Origin of the sequence: Microcoleus sp. PH2017_35_SFW_U_B, assembly GCF_020737865.1 — a bacterium.
Taxonomy (GTDB): Bacteria; Cyanobacteriota; Cyanobacteriia; order Cyanobacteriales; family Microcoleaceae; genus Microcoleus.
Window position 1 is genome coordinate 1 of record NZ_JAEQDE010000030.1, and the last position, 16,147, is coordinate 16,147.

Annotated in this window: 12 protein-coding genes and 1 pseudogene; 7 read left to right on the forward strand and 6 right to left on the reverse strand. The window is 43.9% G+C overall.

Annotated features, from left to right (window positions below; translation table 11 throughout):
* On the forward strand, window positions 1-445 hold a 445-nt coding region (locus JGK36_RS06905), incomplete at its 5' end, for an IS200/IS605 family accessory protein TnpB-related protein (RefSeq protein WP_293196570.1).
* Window positions 446-528: 83 nt separating this feature from the next.
* Here the strand turns inward: JGK36_RS06905 and JGK36_RS06910 are convergent.
* The 3 genes from JGK36_RS06910 to JGK36_RS06920 form a co-directional block, all read right to left on the reverse strand.
* Window positions 529-1,968 carry a DUF2079 domain-containing protein gene (locus tag JGK36_RS06910; RefSeq protein WP_293196572.1) on the reverse strand — a complete coding sequence of 480 codons (1,440 nt, stop codon included), beginning with the start codon at window positions 1,966-1,968 and terminating at the stop codon, window positions 529-531.
* 104 nt (window positions 1,969-2,072) lie between these two features.
* Complete coding sequence (locus JGK36_RS06915) at window positions 2,073-3,596, reverse strand: DUF2079 domain-containing protein (RefSeq protein ID WP_293189513.1); 1,524 nt, start codon at window positions 3,594-3,596, stop codon at window positions 2,073-2,075.
* A 51-nt stretch (window positions 3,597-3,647) separates the two neighbouring features.
* A complete protein-coding gene (locus JGK36_RS06920; RefSeq protein ID WP_293196628.1) occupies window positions 3,648-5,210 on the reverse strand; it encodes a DUF2079 domain-containing protein in 1,563 nt (520 codons plus the stop codon).
* Between the two features lie 295 nt (window positions 5,211-5,505).
* On the opposite strand from JGK36_RS06920, the gene dxr reads away from it, so the two are divergent.
* The gene (gene dxr / locus JGK36_RS06925; protein WP_293175463.1) at window positions 5,506-6,696 is read left to right on the forward strand and encodes a 1-deoxy-D-xylulose-5-phosphate reductoisomerase; all 1,191 of its coding nucleotides are present in this window, start codon (window positions 5,506-5,508) and stop codon (window positions 6,694-6,696) included.
* A gap of 293 nt (window positions 6,697-6,989) precedes the next feature.
* On the opposite strand, the gene JGK36_RS06930 is transcribed toward dxr, so the two are convergent.
* A complete protein-coding gene (locus JGK36_RS06930; protein WP_293196629.1) occupies window positions 6,990-7,505 on the reverse strand; it encodes a phosphoribosyltransferase in 516 nt (171 codons plus the stop codon).
* Between the two features lie 142 nt (window positions 7,506-7,647).
* Here JGK36_RS06930 and JGK36_RS06935 point away from each other — a divergent pair.
* Window positions 7,648-8,836, forward strand: a pseudogene (locus JGK36_RS06935) (RNA-guided endonuclease InsQ/TnpB family protein).
* A 31-nt stretch (window positions 8,837-8,867) separates the two neighbouring features.
* Complete coding sequence (locus tag JGK36_RS06940) at window positions 8,868-9,410, forward strand: pentapeptide repeat-containing protein (RefSeq protein WP_293189507.1); 543 nt, start codon at window positions 8,868-8,870, stop codon at window positions 9,408-9,410.
* Window positions 9,411-9,705: 295 nt separating this feature from the next.
* On the opposite strand, the gene JGK36_RS06945 is transcribed toward JGK36_RS06940, so the two are convergent.
* Window positions 9,706-9,906 carry a hypothetical protein gene (locus tag JGK36_RS06945; RefSeq protein WP_293175457.1) on the reverse strand — a complete coding sequence of 67 codons (201 nt, stop codon included), beginning with the start codon at window positions 9,904-9,906 and terminating at the stop codon, window positions 9,706-9,708.
* Between the two features lie 755 nt (window positions 9,907-10,661).
* Window positions 10,662-10,859, reverse strand: coding sequence for a hypothetical protein (locus JGK36_RS06950; RefSeq protein WP_293175455.1), 198 nt, complete (start codon window positions 10,857-10,859; stop codon window positions 10,662-10,664).
* Between the two features lie 1,520 nt (window positions 10,860-12,379).
* On the opposite strand from JGK36_RS06950, the gene JGK36_RS06955 reads away from it, so the two are divergent.
* The 3 genes from JGK36_RS06955 to JGK36_RS06965 all read left to right on the forward strand — a co-directional run bounded on the left by JGK36_RS06955 (window position 12,380) and on the right by JGK36_RS06965 (window position 16,088).
* Window positions 12,380-12,556, forward strand: a complete 177-nt coding sequence (locus JGK36_RS06955) for a hypothetical protein (RefSeq protein WP_293189505.1) — start codon at window positions 12,380-12,382, stop codon at window positions 12,554-12,556.
* Window positions 12,557-13,207: 651 nt separating this feature from the next.
* Window positions 13,208-14,080, forward strand: a complete 873-nt coding sequence (locus tag JGK36_RS06960) for a calcium-binding protein (RefSeq protein ID WP_293175453.1) — start codon at window positions 13,208-13,210, stop codon at window positions 14,078-14,080.
* 1,147 nt (window positions 14,081-15,227) lie between these two features.
* A complete protein-coding gene (locus JGK36_RS06965) occupies window positions 15,228-16,088 on the forward strand; it encodes a calcium-binding protein (protein ID WP_293175451.1) in 861 nt (286 codons plus the stop codon).
* The last annotated feature ends 59 nt before the right edge of the window (window positions 16,089-16,147 follow it).

Genomic DNA, 16,147 nt, shown 5'->3' on the forward strand with positions numbered 1-16,147 from the left:
GCTAGTAATTGGCAAAAACGTACAATGGAAAAATGAGATCAATTTAGGCAAGAAAACAAATCAAAACTTTGTCAGCATTCCTCATGCTCGACTAATTGAAATGTTGAAATACAAAGCTGAATTGATGGGAATAAAAGTGATAGAACAAGAAGAATCCTATACTTCCAAATCGAATTTTTTAAATTTAGATCCAATTCCTGTCTATGGGAATATTGGCGCCCAGGATGCCAAATTTAGTGGAAAGCGAATTAAGAGAGGATTGTACAAAACATCAGACGGTCGATTGATTAATGCTGATGTTAATGGATCTTATAATATTTTGAGAAAAGCAATCCCAAATGCCTTTGGCGATGGGATAGAGAGCTGCGTAGCTCAGCCGAGGCGGGTTAATCCGCTCGAAGTAAAAGTGAAAGGGGAGGGAATTGAAGCCTCCCATGTCATGTAATAGATGACTATACTTTTACCAGCTATTAAGCGTCAATTTGACCAGGTAAAATATTATGTCGCTCGATATGAGATGATATAAAATCATTTATTAGCGTTTTGGACAAATAGATAAATGTCATCCCGCTGATATTTGAGTGTAAATTGGGGATGGTTGGCGAGTTGAGTTATGAGGTTTTGCACAAAAGCTCGATCGCTCATCCAGCCAGGATACCTCAGATTTAGCAAGACATACTCAAACTCTGCGAGATTTCCAGGAGGCGTCTGAGCCTGAGTTAAGCGTACTACAGGGCGGTGCGTTAAGTGCGGAGCCATGTGAGAAGTGGTTAAAACACTGCCTTTTGTGTTGACAAGGGCGATCGCTTCTCTGCTAGCCGACAAGGTATCGAGGGAATCTACATAAATAGTCCAAAAATAGCCGTATTTCGCTAAAGCTAAGAAACCAATTAACGACCAAATTACAATAACTCTCGGTAATTGATATTTAGGAATTGGCAATTTATCAAAGATTGTATTTCCCTGGTGCTGATTCCTATCTGCTAAACTAGAAATTACCGCAACCAACAAAAACGGCAATATCGGAATAGAATATTGATGAATCAAGTCTCGTTGAGCGGGGATATCCGAAAGAATATTCATCGCCAACATTGGTACAGCGCTAATTAAAGGTGTCAGATGCCGTGGCGAAATCCACCAAATTACAGGTAATATTAATAAGGCTAAATATTCAAAAGTGTCAGCAGAAAACAAACGCCCTAAAATTAGATTTGGTTTCAAGATTAAATTAACAGCTATTTCTAAAACCGAGTTTCCCAAATATTGATATCGCCCGATTCCCGCGTGTTCTCTTCCCTGATTGAAATATGGTATAATTCCCTGAGTAACTACCAGAAACCAACCTACGCCAAGAAATAGAGCTATCAGCCCGCAATTGCGTTTTTTGTCAAAACATAAGAGCCACAATCCCATCGCAGCTACAGTTAAAGATAACACGGCTTTGCAGCTCAAAACTAAGACGATGGCAGCACAAAACCACAGAGTTTTATTGAGTCGCGCGGCGAGGATTGCTGCTAGCAGTGCGGGTAAAGCAATGACTTCGGGGTGGAAGTCGAAGAGGTTGACATTGAAGACTAAGGGGTAGAAAAGGTAGATACAGGCGATCGCCCAAGCTATACTATTCTTTAACCCAGCTTGAATGGCCAAACCCCAAACTGGCAAAGCCCCCGATGTCAGGGCGACTGCTTGCACTAACAACAGCCAATGAACATCGGGATATATTTTGTACAGCAAAGCCACGGGATACATCACCCCAGCGGCGTGATTTCCCAGGTGGTGAATTTCCAGAAATGAGGAAAACGGCGTTTCTCCTTGACTGATGAGATACGCTACTTGATCGTAAATTCCGAGCTCAAAGGCGTTGGATTCAAGCAGGGCGTGGCGTACACTGCTGCATAGAAAAAATATTAGGGCGAAAAGGGCGATTTGCCAACTTACTGGATGATATTTTAGCTTAAAATTGTTCATATTGTATTCATTCCCAAATTATCTTAAAATTATCTGCGTCTGTCTGTGTTGCATTTGCCTTAAATCTGCGGTTGGTTTATCAATGAATAATTGCAATAAGTCTACTAATTGCTGATTTTCTGAAACAAAAAAACATCATCTTGCTGAAAGCTAATTTTAAATGCAGGAGATTGTTTCAGTTGAGTCACGACACTCGCAGCAGTATCCGCAGTATCGTGCCAAGGATGGCGCATATTTAATAGCACATACTCAAATTCATTCAAACTTTGTCCGTTGGCAACTTGATGCAACAATTTAATTGTTGCACGATGAGCGAGATGAGTTGCTAGGGAATTATCCGTTAAGACATTGCCTTGAGTTTGCACTCTATTAATTGCCTGCCGCGTCGCTTGCCAAGTATCGAGAGACTCTAAATAAATTGTCCCAAAATATCCATACTTTGCTAAAATTAAGAAACTCAAAAACGACCACAAAATTAACAATTTAGACACATTAGCAAATAGCAATTTTCCCCACCTCCAACTGCGGTGAATCCACAGGCGGCGCATCCAGATATGTTTGACAGATTTAATCGAAATACGTTTCGAGACTGGCTTCCAAATTCGCGGCATCAAATTGCGGTGATTCCATAGATAATTTCCGGCATTTTTCCAAAAATTATTGCCTCTTTGCTGTCTGTCTGCTATGGTAGAGATTACCACGGTTAATACAAAAGGAAATATCGGTACTGAATACTGGTGAATCAAATCTCGCTGGGCGTCAATATCCGAAAGAATATTCATCACTAGCATGGGAAAAGCACCTATTAATGGTGACAGGTGGCGCGGGGAAAGCCACCAAATTACAGGGAAAAACAACAAAATCAAATATCCGAAAGTATCAGTCGAAAACAAACGGCCTAAAATGAGATTTGGTTTCAAGATTAAATTAATCGCAATTTCCAAAACTGAGTTTCCTAAATATTGATATCGCCCGACACCTGCGTGTTGTTTGCCTTGATTGAAATATGGTACGATTGCTTGAGTAGCTATCAAAAACCAGGCTGCACCGAGAAATATAGCAATGAGTCCGCACTTGCGGGTTTTCTCAAAGAAGAATAACCAAACTCCCATCATCAAGACTGTCAAAGATAGCACGGCTTTGCAGCTTAAGATTAAGAGGATGGCTGCACAAAACCACAATGTTTTATTCAGTCTGGCGGCTAGGATTGCTGCTAAAATGGCGGACATTGCTATGACTTCGGGGTGGAAGTCGAAGAGATTGACGTTAAATACTGCGGGATATAGCAGATACATGGCTGAAATGGCGATCGCCTTTGGTTCAGTTAATCCCGCTTGACGTGCTAAACTCCAACTAGGCCAAGCACCTAAGGCTAGGGCAAAAGCTTGCACGAATAACAGCCAGTGAACATCGGGATATATTTTGTAGAGTAAGGCTAGGGGATAGAAGATAAAGGCAGCATGATCTCCTAAAATATTGATTTCCATTAATGAGGAAAATGGTGTTTGATTTTGGGAGATTAAGTAAATTGCTTGGTCAAAAATGGCTAAGTCGTATGCAGTGGAATGAAATAAAGCGTGGCGGGCGCTGCTGGCTACAAATAAAATTATCGTTGTTACGACAATCATTAACAATACTGGATGGGATTTTGGGGATTGTAAGGTTAGCATTTTCTTGGTTTAATCGGCGATGCGTTTAAATAGTAGAACTTCGTTTTTTTGATAAGTTAATTGAAAAGCGCGATCGTTTTTAAGTTGATTTGCTAAGGTGTTACCAATTTTTTCAGTATCTGGCCAGGGATGGCGGAGATTTAATAATATGTATTTAAATTCAGCTAAATTTGTTTGGGGTGAAATTTGTGAAAGTAATTTGACTGTGGGGCGATGGGCAAAGTGAGGAGCAAGTCTATTATCTGTTAAAATACTGCTTTGGGGTTGAACTTTGGCGATTGCTTCTCGTGTGGCTTGCCAGGTATCTAGTCTATTTGCGTACAGAATAAAGTCTTTGGATTCTCCCAGCAATAGGAATATTATTAATGACCAAATTATCATTGCTTTGGGTAATTGCATTCCCAGCCAAAGTTGCCGAATTTGGATGTTTTTAAATTGTAGCTTTGCGGTATTTGGTGCGCTAGATAACGGTTGATTGAGTATGTTTGTATTTTTTATTGCTTGTTCTTTGGCGATAATTGCTAAGATTAAAAATGGGACAATTGGCACTGAATATTGATAAGCTAAACTGCGTTGAAATGGTAAATCGGAGAGGATATTGATAATTAATGTAGGGATGGCTGGAATTAGGGATGTTAAATATTTGAGGTTGCTTTTGCGGGAGAATGGCAGCAACAGCCAAATTACGGGTAAGGTGAGGACAAATAAGTATTTGAATGTGTCGAAGGAAAGGATTTTTCCTAATACTAGCTGTGGTTTTAATATGAGGTTGATGATGATTTCTAGGACTGATTTGCCTAAATAGCTGTAACGCCCGACTCCGGCGACTTCGCTACCGCTAAAGTAGGGGATGATTTTTTGGGAAGCTATCAAAAACCATGCTACACCGAGTAAAAGTGCGATCGCCCCAAATCGTTGCTTTTTATCGCAAACAAACAGCCATAAGCCAATAGCAGCAACGGTTATAGACAAAACTGCCTTGCAACTTAACACCAGCAGAATTGCGGTACAAAACCACACCAGTTTATTTAAGCGCGCTGCTAAAATTGCTGCTAACAGTGCGGGTAAAGCGATTACTTCCGGGTGAAAATCAAATAAGTTGATGTTGAATACCACCGGATAGAGCAAATAAATTAGGGCGATCGCACGAGACTCTTCTTGATTTAAACCCGCCAAACGCGCTAAACTCCAGCTAGGCCAGGCTCCCAGCGATAAAGCAACTGCTTGTACCAACAGCAGCCAATGCACATCCGGGTAAATTTTGTACAACAAAGCCAGCGGATAATAGATTACCGCTGCGTGATCTCCCAAAATATGAATCCCCATCAAGGAAGAAAACGGCGTTTGGTTTTGACTCAGCAAGTAAATTGCTTGGTCAAAAATTCCCAAATCGAAGGCTGTGGATTGGAATAAAGCGTGCCGCAAACTGCTACAGGCAAAGAAAATTGTAGCAGCAATGGCGATCGCCCAAACCAAACTCGACGGTAAGCGCGATCGACCTTCTTCTATATTTTCCCCGATTCCAACGCCGATATCCTCATGGTCATCAGCAAAATTTTCCCCATTTTCCATGAAATCTGGCACTAACTGACGACTCAAAATATGATTCCTTCAAATATGCTTACCACGCCATAGTTCAATACGGTTCACTTAAAACTATTTATGCGCCGGAGATCCCCCTAAATCCCCCTTAAGAAGGGGAGTAGGGGTTGACTTTGAGAGCATTCTTGTCCCACCCCCTACTCCCCTTTTTTAAGGGGGGTTAGGGGGGATCTGTCTTAATTGAACCGTATTGCGGCATAGTTAACCGCTAATTTTAGTTCCGGTAATCGTAATATTAGAATAATCCACAAAACCTTAAAAAATTGTGAAAGCAATAACTCTTCTCGGCTCCACAGGCTCCATCGGCACTCAGACTCTGGATATTGTAGCTCAATACCCGGAACAATTTCGGATTGTCGGGTTAACCGCCGGACGAAATGTAACGTTACTCGCACAACAAATTCGCCAGTTTAAACCAGAAATTGTCGCGATTTGCGACGAAGATAAATTAGAGGAATTGCAAAGCGCGATCGCAGATCTCGACCCTCAACCTATTTTACTTGCTGGCGAGTCAGGCGTTGTCGAAGTTGCCAAATATGGCGATGCTGAAGCCGTCGTCACCGGCATAGTTGGCTGTGCCGGTTTGCTGCCAACAATTGCCGCTATCAAAGCAGGCAAAGATATCGCCTTAGCCAATAAAGAAACATTAATCGCCGGCGGCCCCGTTGTCAACCCCCTGATCGAAAAATACGGGGTTAAAATATTGCCGGCAGACTCGGAACATTCGGCAATTTTTCAATGCCTCCAAGGCATACCGGCGGGAGGGTTGCGCCGAATTATTCTCACAGCTTCGGGCGGTTCTTTTCGAGATTTGCCGATCGACAAATTAGCACAAGTAACAGTCGCCGATGCCTTGAAACATCCGAATTGGTCGATGGGGCAGAAAATCACCATTGATTCTGCTACTTTGATGAATAAAGGATTAGAAGTAATTGAGGCTCATTACCTGTTCGGCATGGATTATGATGACATTGATATTGTCATCCATCCCCAGAGTATCATTCACTCGTTAATTGAGCTACAAGATACATCGGTTTTGGCACAATTGGGCTGGCCGGATATGCGTTTGCCCCTACTTTACGCTTTGTCTTGGCCGGAAAGAATTCAGACAGATTGGCCGCAGCTAGATTTAGTAAAATCCGGTGATTTAACTTTCCGAGAACCAGATCACGAAAAGTATCCTTGTATGCAGTTAGCCTATGCGGCGGGACGTGCCGGTGGTTCGATGCCGGCGGTGCTGAATGCGGCAAACGAACAGGCCGTAGCGCTATTTTTGGAGGAAAAGATTACATTTTTGGATATTCCGAAGTTGATTGAAAAGGTGTGCGACAAACATCAAGCTGATAACTGTGAAAGTCCGGCTTTAGATGATATTTTGGCTGCGGATCGGTGGGCGCGGCAGGAAGTTTTGACAAAAAGCATGGAATTGGGCGATCGTATTCTTTCGGTTCGCTGATTCTTAGATGGAGCGGTTGAAACCGCGTCTATACAAACAAAACCCGGATGGTGCGCGGGTTGAAGATAAGATGGTGAAAATTACGCGATTTTCTTCATTTATTTCTTCATTCCGCGGAGGCGGAATTCGTTTTTGTAGACGCGGTTTCAACCGCCGTCTTATATTTTCCCATTATTGATATAATTCCCCAATATGTCGATCGCAGCAACACCCAAGGAAGAAGCCCAACAATCAGAGCATTTCGAGCTTGGGTAAAAGAGCAACTTCAAACAAAACACGCCTAGGGGCGGATTTCAGTAACTCCCCGCTTTCGCCGCCAAATCAGCCGCACTCATCTTTTCGTACATTTCAAAAGGTTGATGAATCCAAGGATTGTCAGCCAAATAATCTACATAATAATCGGGCACTGCAACAGAGCAAGCCTTGTACCAAAGCACAGCAGTCCGAATTTCCTGAATATCCTCGCCGTAACGACTCTTCAGCCAAACAATAGCTTGCTCTAAACTAATTCCCGAATCCACCAAATCGTCAACTAGCAGAATGTGGCTGCCCAAATTATCGCCCACCATTGTCAAATCCCGCGCAAACTCGATCGCCCGCCGGACTTTTCCCTCCGCCCCACCATAGGACGAGGCCGCTAAAATCGCCAGAGGTTTGTCGAAAATCCGCGACAGAGTATCGCCGACGCGCAGCCCTCCCCTCGCCAAACAGACAATGCGATCGAATTTCCATTGAGATTCATCAATTTTTACAGCCAAATCCTCAATTTTTCGGTGGTACTCAGACCAAGAAATGTAAAGGTCGTTCATCATAAAATTGGGTTAGAAACCCCGTCACTTCGGCTACGCTCAGTGCATCGCCTTATAGGACGGCTTTACTTAAATTTTTGTTAAGACTTATTATTTCACATAAGACGTGCTAGTATGTGAAAATAGCGCACTCAAGGTAAGCATGACACTAAAAGCCTTCAGCTATCGATTCTACCCAACGCCGGAACAAGAAAGTTTGTTGCGACGTACTTTGGGCTGTATCCGTTTGGTCTACAACCGCGCTTTGGCAGCGAGGACTGAAGCTTGGTACAAAGACCAAAAACGGGTAGCGTATGCTGAAACTTCTAGTATGCTGACAGATTGGAAAAAAACTGAGGAATTAGATTTCCTCAATGACGTTAGCTGTGTGCCATTGCAGCAGTGTTTGAGACATTTACAAACAGCTTATACTAACTTTTTTGACGGGCGGGCGAAATACCCCAACTTCAAAAAGAAACGCAATGGTGGTAGTGCAGAATTTACTTTCGTCAGCATTTAAGTTCAGAGATGGACAAGTTTACCTAGCAAAAAATACCCAAGCGTTACCGATTCGCTGGAGCCGGACACTACCTGATGGTGCAACACCATCAACCTTAAGCGTGAAGCTTGCACCATCAGGTAGGTGGTCAGTTTCTCTGTTGGTAGATGTTGAAATTGAAGCACTACCTAAAACAGACAGTCAAGTCGGCATCGATTTAGGAATCACAAGCTTGCTTGCACTGAGCAACGGCGAAAAGATTGCCAATCCCAAAGGATTCAAGGCCAAGTATCACAAGCTTAGAAGAGCGCAGAAATCTTTAAGTCGCAAGCAAAAAGGGTCAAACAACCGTCAAAAGGCACGGCTTAAAGTAGCGAAAGTGCATCAAGAAATCACTGATGCAAGGAAAGATAATCTTCACAAGTTAACAACGCGGTTGGTGCGTGAAAACCAAACCATCGCCGTAGAAGATTTAGCTGTGAAAAATATGGTTAAAAATCGGAAACTTGCTGCTTCTATAAGTGATGCAAGTTGGGGGGAATTGGTCAGACAACTTGACTACAAGTGCGATTGGTACGGTCGCACTTTAATTAAGATCGATCGCTGGTTTCCGAGTTCTAAACGATGTGGCAATTGCGGTCACATCGTTGAAAAGATGCCGTTGAATATCCGGGAATGGGATTGCCCTCAGTGCGGTACTCACCATGACCGAGATATCAATGCAGCTCATAACATTTTGGCGGCAGGGCTTGCCGTGTCAGTCTGTGGAGCGACTGTAAGACCCGAACAGAGTAAATCTGTTAAGGCAGGTGCGAAAACCCCTAGTGGACGGAAGCAGAAACCTAAGTCGTGAGTCTTAGGAATCCCCGTGCGTTTACGCCGGGGTGGATGTCAAGTCGGCTAATTTTGGCGAATGCAATGCAGTGGGAGCGAACTTGAGCGGAGCTATCTTGCGGAGTGCCGTACTCAGCGGGGCAGATTTAACGGGGGCGAGTCTGAGGGGTGCAGACATCAGAGATGCCAACCTTCAACGGGCAATTTTGATTCAAGTTTATGCAGTTAACGCTAACTTGCAAGGTGCCAATTTGACAGAAGTAAAACTTTGCGGAATCAACCTGACTCAAGCAAATTTAACTGACGCCAACTTAACACAAGCCGATCTCAGCCATGCTAATCTCACTCAAGCAAATTTGAGTTGGGCTAATTTGACAGAAGCAAATCTCGAAAAAGCTAATTTGAAGGGAGCAGATTTGAGCGGAGCTAACCTGATTTGTGCAAATCTGCATCTAGCAGATTTGAGCGGAGTTTCCCTTAAGGGAGCAAATTTCAGGGGAGCAAACTTGCATCAAGCTTCTTTGCGCGGGACAAATTGGAAGGAGGCGAATCTGAGAGAAGCTATGATGCCTGACGGCACAATCTCGGAGTAAATAAGCTTGCAACACAGAATTTAAAACCGCAGGGTGCTGGTGGCGCACCCTACATTTAGCTTAATTCCAGATTTTATTGAGGGGATTTAATTCGATCTTCAGGTTACCCCGCCCAAAAACGGAGACAGGCCTCCGAGACTCGCCTAGTGGAGAGTCAAAAATTTTAGATCAAAGTTCAATCTCCAGATTTATCTGTTGAGACAATCTCAAATCTCAAATCTCAAATCTCAAATCTCAAATCTCAAATTGATTGACAGTGCATTTAAAGAGAAGTGGCAAAATTTTGGGTAACAGTTTAATCTACAACTTTCAGCCAGCCCCGGCGAACCGCGTGGAGCAAGCGGTTGATGGCTGTTTGATCTTCTTCGGTAAGACAGTCATTTAATAGCGCACTCTTGAGCTGTTGTCGGTGAGTGGGAGTCAGCAGACCGGAGTGATATACCTGAAACACTAGCTCTGCAATCGTAAATTGAGGTAAAAACGTTTGGGTCATCATTGGTTTTTTTTGAAATCACTTTTGACATTATTGACTGATTTTCCAAATATTTATGTGATTCAAATACGCCAGTAAATGTGATCGATTCTGTCTTGATTGGTGATTTGTGTCAATCGGACTTGGGGAGCGGATGTTTCCTCGATCGAGAGAGCATCTCGAAACACAAACCCCGTCCCGATTCCTCCTTTTTAGTAACTCCAAAATCTGTGTTTTTTGTTAAAAGCTGCTGACAAACAAATTAATATTAATTTAACAAATCACTAAGTATGTCCTTACCAATAAACATAGATGCGTTGAGGGGTGAGAACACTCATTTACTCTTTTGTATATGAGCGATCTTGACGCTGAAAAACACCTACAATGTACTGCCTTTTTTTTGCGATGACTACTAAGTAATTACTCCTAACTAAATCAACCGATATTAAACGTAAAACTTTTACGGTGTTGGGAAACCCACTTTGCTTGCATTTACTGGGTATCTTTGTGTAGTTTTTTTTTCCGTAGATATACTTAATGAGTGCCCGCTGCTGACTACTGACTACTGTCCGCGTGCGGGGACAGCACTAAGGACTGTTAACGGTTTTGCATCAAAAATCCCGGCATCTTCAAGAAACCGGGTGCGATCGCCACGATCGCAACAAAAAATATTTTTGAGAGGGTTAATGGAGAGACCTACTCACGGAAATCTTACTTGCGGGCAAAGCTTTACACCAGACAGAGTAGAACTACCAATCTAAACTTACTGTCTGAGGGTACTAATCGGAAATTCTGACCCATCCGCGGCGGATAGCGTGAAGTAGGCGGTTGACTGCATCTCGATCGTCTTCGCACAGAGCGCTTTCACAAAGTGTACGCAGTCCGTGACTTTCGGTACGACTCAGATTGCCCGAATGCGTGACTTGATAAAATAGTTCAGCGATCGTGCGATCGGATTTTAAAGTCAGAGTTTGCATGAAATCTCGTTGAACTCGGCTATTCTAATATCCAGCATTTGAGAACAGAGTAGGGTGATGGCCGTCGGGTAAGCTCTGTGATCTTTCTGAGATCTGCTTGTGATCTAAATCTCTAAGTGTACGTGAGTCAAATCACTTAAAAGGAGAGACCTCGATCGCATTGGCTGTGATTGTGGCGGTAGCCTCCAGGTTAGACGAAACCTCAAAAACTCCTGATGGCAAGACTTTGAGCGCGATTGTTGGTGGTTTCGTCGGTGTGCCTCCGACATCCTAGGCTGTGGACTCCCAGACTGGTAAAACTGTTCGTTTTCAACACTCCTCACCAAGGCCTCCAGTTGCGATCGGCGAGCCGCAGCCTGAGATACAATAAATTATCAATACTTCGACCCCATCTATAGGCAGGCAGGTAAAAGAATGCTCATTATTGGCTACTTTTCGGTTTCCTTAATCGTTTTTGTGGTTTGGTTCATTGTTTTTTGGAACGATACTTCAACATCCAAAAAAGACTTGCTCTCTTGGGTGGCCTTACTACTCGGCCCCCTGGTTTGGCCTATTGTTCTACCCTTATCCCTGTTTCAAATTAGTAGCAGAAAGTCGGTTGAACAAGAAGCTAAAGCAGAGCAAAAATTATAGTAAATTGTGGAAGTAACTGACTCAAACATAGTTAGTCATCTTGCCTGAATCATCATTCCTCGCTCCTCCCATCGAGTAAATCATCTTGTTTTATTACAAAACGTGGCATCTAGAAGGTGGAATCAGATAATAAAAATACTGAATCCTAAAACAGTATGTTTTTACCCCTATCAAATTCTGCCTTCTGTCTTTTGATGCCTGCTGTTATTTGGTGAGATTGTGATTTAAGGCTGCCACTCAGTCAATCGATTTTAGATTTTAGATTTTAGATTTTAGAGGCGACCCCACGGATAAATTCGGGGGAAGAGAGGATTTTCGATTTTCGATTTGGGATTGATGATTTTGGACAGCGACCGCAAAATTTTTTCAGTCATAAATTATCTTGCCACCTCCACCAAGCTCAAACTTAACAGGAAATTTAACACGTTCTCTTGCTGGCAAGAGTATAACTTCAGACATATTTTAGCGTTCGGCTGACAACTTAATGATTTTTATTATTTCCGGCTTCTGCGTACCATTAATCGAATTGGCGAAAATCATTGCTGGTTTTTGATAAAAAGCTATACTTTTTACCCTGTAAGCTTTTGATGTTAGATATTGACAGATTGTAGCAGCTTTCCAACAGAAAATTGTAGAGTTCGAGATCGCCACAAGTCCGAAACTCTTACCACAGTTAGATACACAATTAAAGGCAGAGACTTCAATATGAAATAGCCAACAAAACTCTTGCTTGTCTCAAGCAGGACTTGTTTTATGGGAGGAATAACGAGTGAGTTTATAAGGCGAGCGATGGAATTTTGATCTGGTGCTGCATTTTTGGGAACTTCCCCAAAAAAGTGCCGTCACAGTATCAAAATTCACTATTTGCACAAACCCTAGGAGTGAAAATGAACGAAATGTCTGAGAAGCGAATTTATGGAATTCTTAACGCAGTGTCGCTGCTAGTGCTGACCTACTATGCAGCTAGTTCAATCAATTATCTTTTCCAAACTGACGCTCACATCTACAGCTACGACAGCCAGAGCTATGTCAACGGGTCACCAGCAGACTTAGAATCACACTGAGCGGGTAAATAGTACAGCTTGTCTATGAATGCCAACGATTTTTTCGGGAAATTGCTAATTGTTAATTTATTGTGTTCGAGCGCGTCGGAATTAGCAATTAGCAATAAATAATTGCTGAAAACTATAATTTATAAAATTAATTTTTTAAATATAGCTGTATTCCAACTTACCTAAGACTTAGGCAGCACTGACACTTTTACAAAGGGCTGCTATTGATTTGTTGTGGAAGGCTGCGTTGACGTGCTTCCCATGACAGAAAATATCTTATGCACGGGCCATTCCCACAGATAACTTGTGGGGATAACTCATTTCGGCCTCTAAAACCTTGCTGCTTAATGCTTTGGAGATAAATCTAGTGTTTTTGTTTTTTTGGGGAACTAATATTTTAACTGAACAGTCAGGTTGATTGAAGCGTACTAAGAAATGGCACTCTGTTAATTATTACGCAATCCTGACGATCGCAATTTGTGCGATCGATCATTATTTGCCATCTGGCGTGCAAGTTCTATCAAAGAGCATAGTCCCATTAAAAATGGTACATGAAAGCCTATAGCAGCCGGGTCAATCTGGGTCTCAACCGATGTCCCGTTTAATTGATGAAATCCCGTTGAAGGGAACAAGTAGAAAAAATAATTTAGGGGGGGAATGTAAATGACACAGGTAACTAATCCAACTCAGCCACAATCGGCAGTTGAAAATCGTGGGGGTGGACTTGATATTATCGGCACCCAAGGCGATAACAGGATACGTGGAACGATCGAAGAGGATATCATCCTAACTTTTGGGGGCAACGATATCATTGCTGGTGGCAGTGAGAATGACCTGATTTTTTCAGGAGGTGGCAATGATAGTGTGGGTGGTGGCAGCGACAATGATACTATCTACGCTGGTACAGGCAACGATGTAGTCGATGGTGGTAACGGCAACGACACACTCTTCGGCGGTAAAGGTTTCGATCTCGTCAACGGCGGTGATGGTGCTGATTTCGTCTCCGGAGATCGGGGCAATGACACGGTACTTGGCGGATCGGGTAACGATACTGCTTTGGGCGGTGACGGCAATGATATCGTCTTGGGCGGTGACGGCAACGACAGCTTGTTCGGCGGTCGAGGGAACGATACTGTCGATGGTGGGAGAGGGGATGACTTTATCTCTGGCGACAGAGGATCTGACCTTCTGACTGGCGGCGCCGGTAGCGATACGTTCTACTTTGCTGGTGTTGGTGGCGATTATGGAATTGACACAATTACCGACTTTAACCCCGGTGAAGATAAACTCAGTTTCGATCGCAATGCTTTCTCTGGTTTGGGTGGCTCTTTCGATGCTACCGACTTTATCGTGGTTGCTGGTTTTGCTCCCGGAAGCGCACCAGCAAATACTTTGAACAAGATCGTCTACGACCCGCAAAACGGTTTGTTGTACTACAATCCAGGTAACGGCGGAGTGAAGACTGTGGCTCAACTGCAACCGGGGCTCAATCTTAGCTCCACTGCTGTCAGCAAGAACAACTTCGAGCTGTTCTAGAAAAACTAGCTCTTGCCAGAACAGCACCGGACAGATTCCGGGGCTGTTCTCACGCGGCAGTCTGACAATTTTGAAGGCTTCAATCTTAAGAAAGTGATGCTATGTGCTTAAGTAATCGATCGCCAAATCGATCGCCAAAATATAAATAATCTTAGAGTATAAAAATCTCAAATCATAACTCTGGGGGTTCACGCCGATGGGCTGAATTTCCAGGGAATAATGTGCTGCTCAACAAATTTTATTTTTCGGGAACTCTGGGCGGAACTTAAAAGTCTCGTGATTCAGAGTCTACTGAAAAATCGCAACTCAGTTTAAGCTCGATTGCGGGCGATCGAACTTTCGGGCGATCGACAGTTGCCAAGGACTGCGGTGCAATTTCTCAATCTTGAGAGCAATTAATTTATCGCGCTTGGCTTTCATCGTGAAAGCTTACCGAGGGATAACCGCTCCCATGCTCCCGATGAAGTAAGAAGCAAATGTCTAGACTTGTTAACAAATGGTCTATGTGTATTTCTGGCTACAGTTTAAAAAATAAGTAGCCGCACCCAAGGTACGTATGGTAGACTCACAAACGTTTAAGTGGAATATTTTCGTGCTAGAGGAGGGAGTGATGGAGCCGAGAGTCCAAGGCAGAAAACAACTGATACTTGCTGCTCAACGAATACAAGATTCAACTCGCGGTTCCCGGCTCCCTGCTGACCAAAAATTTGGGATACAAGCCCCGTCCTTTTAGGACGGTTTTAATTGTTCCTAATTTTATTGGCAAAGCCTGTAATATAACAACACTCAAAAGATTTCTAGGCCCAAGACGCGTTGAAACAGCTACGATGCGGGCAAACTTAGAGACGGCTATAAGGGCAATGGTTAGCTCCAACCGTAGGATAGCAGAGTAAAAAGTCGCCATAGGGCATTGGGAGACTCTAAACGGACGCAGAGACAGAGTAAGACTACGACCAGCATCAGTCGATGAAGCGTCAAGAATCACCGCACTTTTAGGGCGGTGAGTATGTCAAAAATTAAATTACATGACAGCTTATAGCAGCCGGGTCAATTAGGGTCTCAACCGATGTCCGGTTCGATTTATTGAATCCCTTTGGAGGGAAAAGTGTATTGTAGAAAAGTGATTCATCTTTTAGGAGGAGTGTAAATGACACAGGTAACTAATCCAACACAACCAGCAGTTTCTTTGCCAGGAGCTGGCGGCTCCAGTGTTGTCGGCACCACAGGCGCAAACAGATTAAGTGCAGGCAATCTCAACGATATCATCCTGACCTTTGGGGGCGATGATGTCATCGCCGGTAACGGTGGGGACGACATCATTTTTTCCGGTGGCGGCAATGACAGTCTCGGCGGCGGCAGCGGTAACGATGCCCTCGTTTCAGGCAGTGGCAACGATGCTGTCTCTGGTGGTGACGGCGATGATAGAATCTTTGGCGGCAAAGGGAATGACCAGCTCGACGGCGGTGCTGGCAATGACTTGGTTTCTGGAGACAAAGGCAACGATCTCGTACTCGGCGGAACTGGTAACGATACCCTGTTCGGCGGCGAAGGCAGCGATACTGTCAGCGGTGGCGATGGCAACGATACCCTCTGGGGCGGTAAAGGCAGCGATACTGTCGATGGTGGCGCTGGCAATGACTTTATCTCTGGCGACAGAGGCAGCGATGTCCTGACTGGCGGTGCTGGCAGCGACACGTTCTACTTCGCCACCTCCGCCGCTACCGGCACATTAGACGGCATAGACACGATCACTGACTTTACACCGGGTGAAGATAAGATTCGCTTGAAGCAGGGCGGTGTGTTCGCTGGTTTGGGCAGCAGCTTCGAGGCGAGCGAGTTTGTCGTCGTTTCTGGTTTCAGCGCCAGCAGCCCAGGATCCACCAGTAACAAGTTGATCTACGACCCGACAAACGGTGCGTTGTTCTTCAACGGTGGCAACGGAGTGTTACAGGTTGCTCAGTTGCAGCCTGGCCTGACTATTACCTCGAACAACTTCGAGCTGTTCTAAAACAACTGGCGGTTGTGGGGCGACACCGGATTTTATCCGGGGCTGTTCTCACAAAAGCT

Coding starts and splice junctions, on each gene's coding strand:
- JGK36_RS06910 (WP_293196572.1), bottom strand. CDS start 1,968: ATGAACAATTTTAAGCTAAAATATCATCCAGTAAGTTGGCAAATCGCC.
- JGK36_RS06915 (WP_293189513.1), bottom strand. CDS start 3,596: ATGATTGTCGTAACAACGATAATTTTATTTGTAGCCAGCAGCGCCCGC.
- JGK36_RS06920 (WP_293196628.1), bottom strand. CDS start 5,210: ATGGAAAATGGGGAAAATTTTGCTGATGACCATGAGGATATCGGCGTT.
- JGK36_RS06930 (WP_293196629.1), bottom strand. CDS start 7,505: ATGAACGACCTTTACATTTCTTGGTCTGAGTACCACCGAAAAATTGAG.
- JGK36_RS06945 (WP_293175457.1), bottom strand. CDS start 9,906: ATGATGACCCAAACGTTTTTACCTCAATTTACGATTGCAGAGCTAGTG.
- JGK36_RS06950 (WP_293175455.1), bottom strand. CDS start 10,859: ATGCAAACTCTGACTTTAAAATCCGATCGCACGATCGCTGAACTATTT.
- JGK36_RS06955 (WP_293189505.1), top strand. CDS start 12,380: ATGAACGAAATGTCTGAGAAGCGAATTTATGGAATTCTTAACGCAGTG.
- JGK36_RS06960 (WP_293175453.1), top strand. CDS start 13,208: ATGACACAGGTAACTAATCCAACTCAGCCACAATCGGCAGTTGAAAAT.
- JGK36_RS06965 (WP_293175451.1), top strand. CDS start 15,228: ATGACACAGGTAACTAATCCAACACAACCAGCAGTTTCTTTGCCAGGA.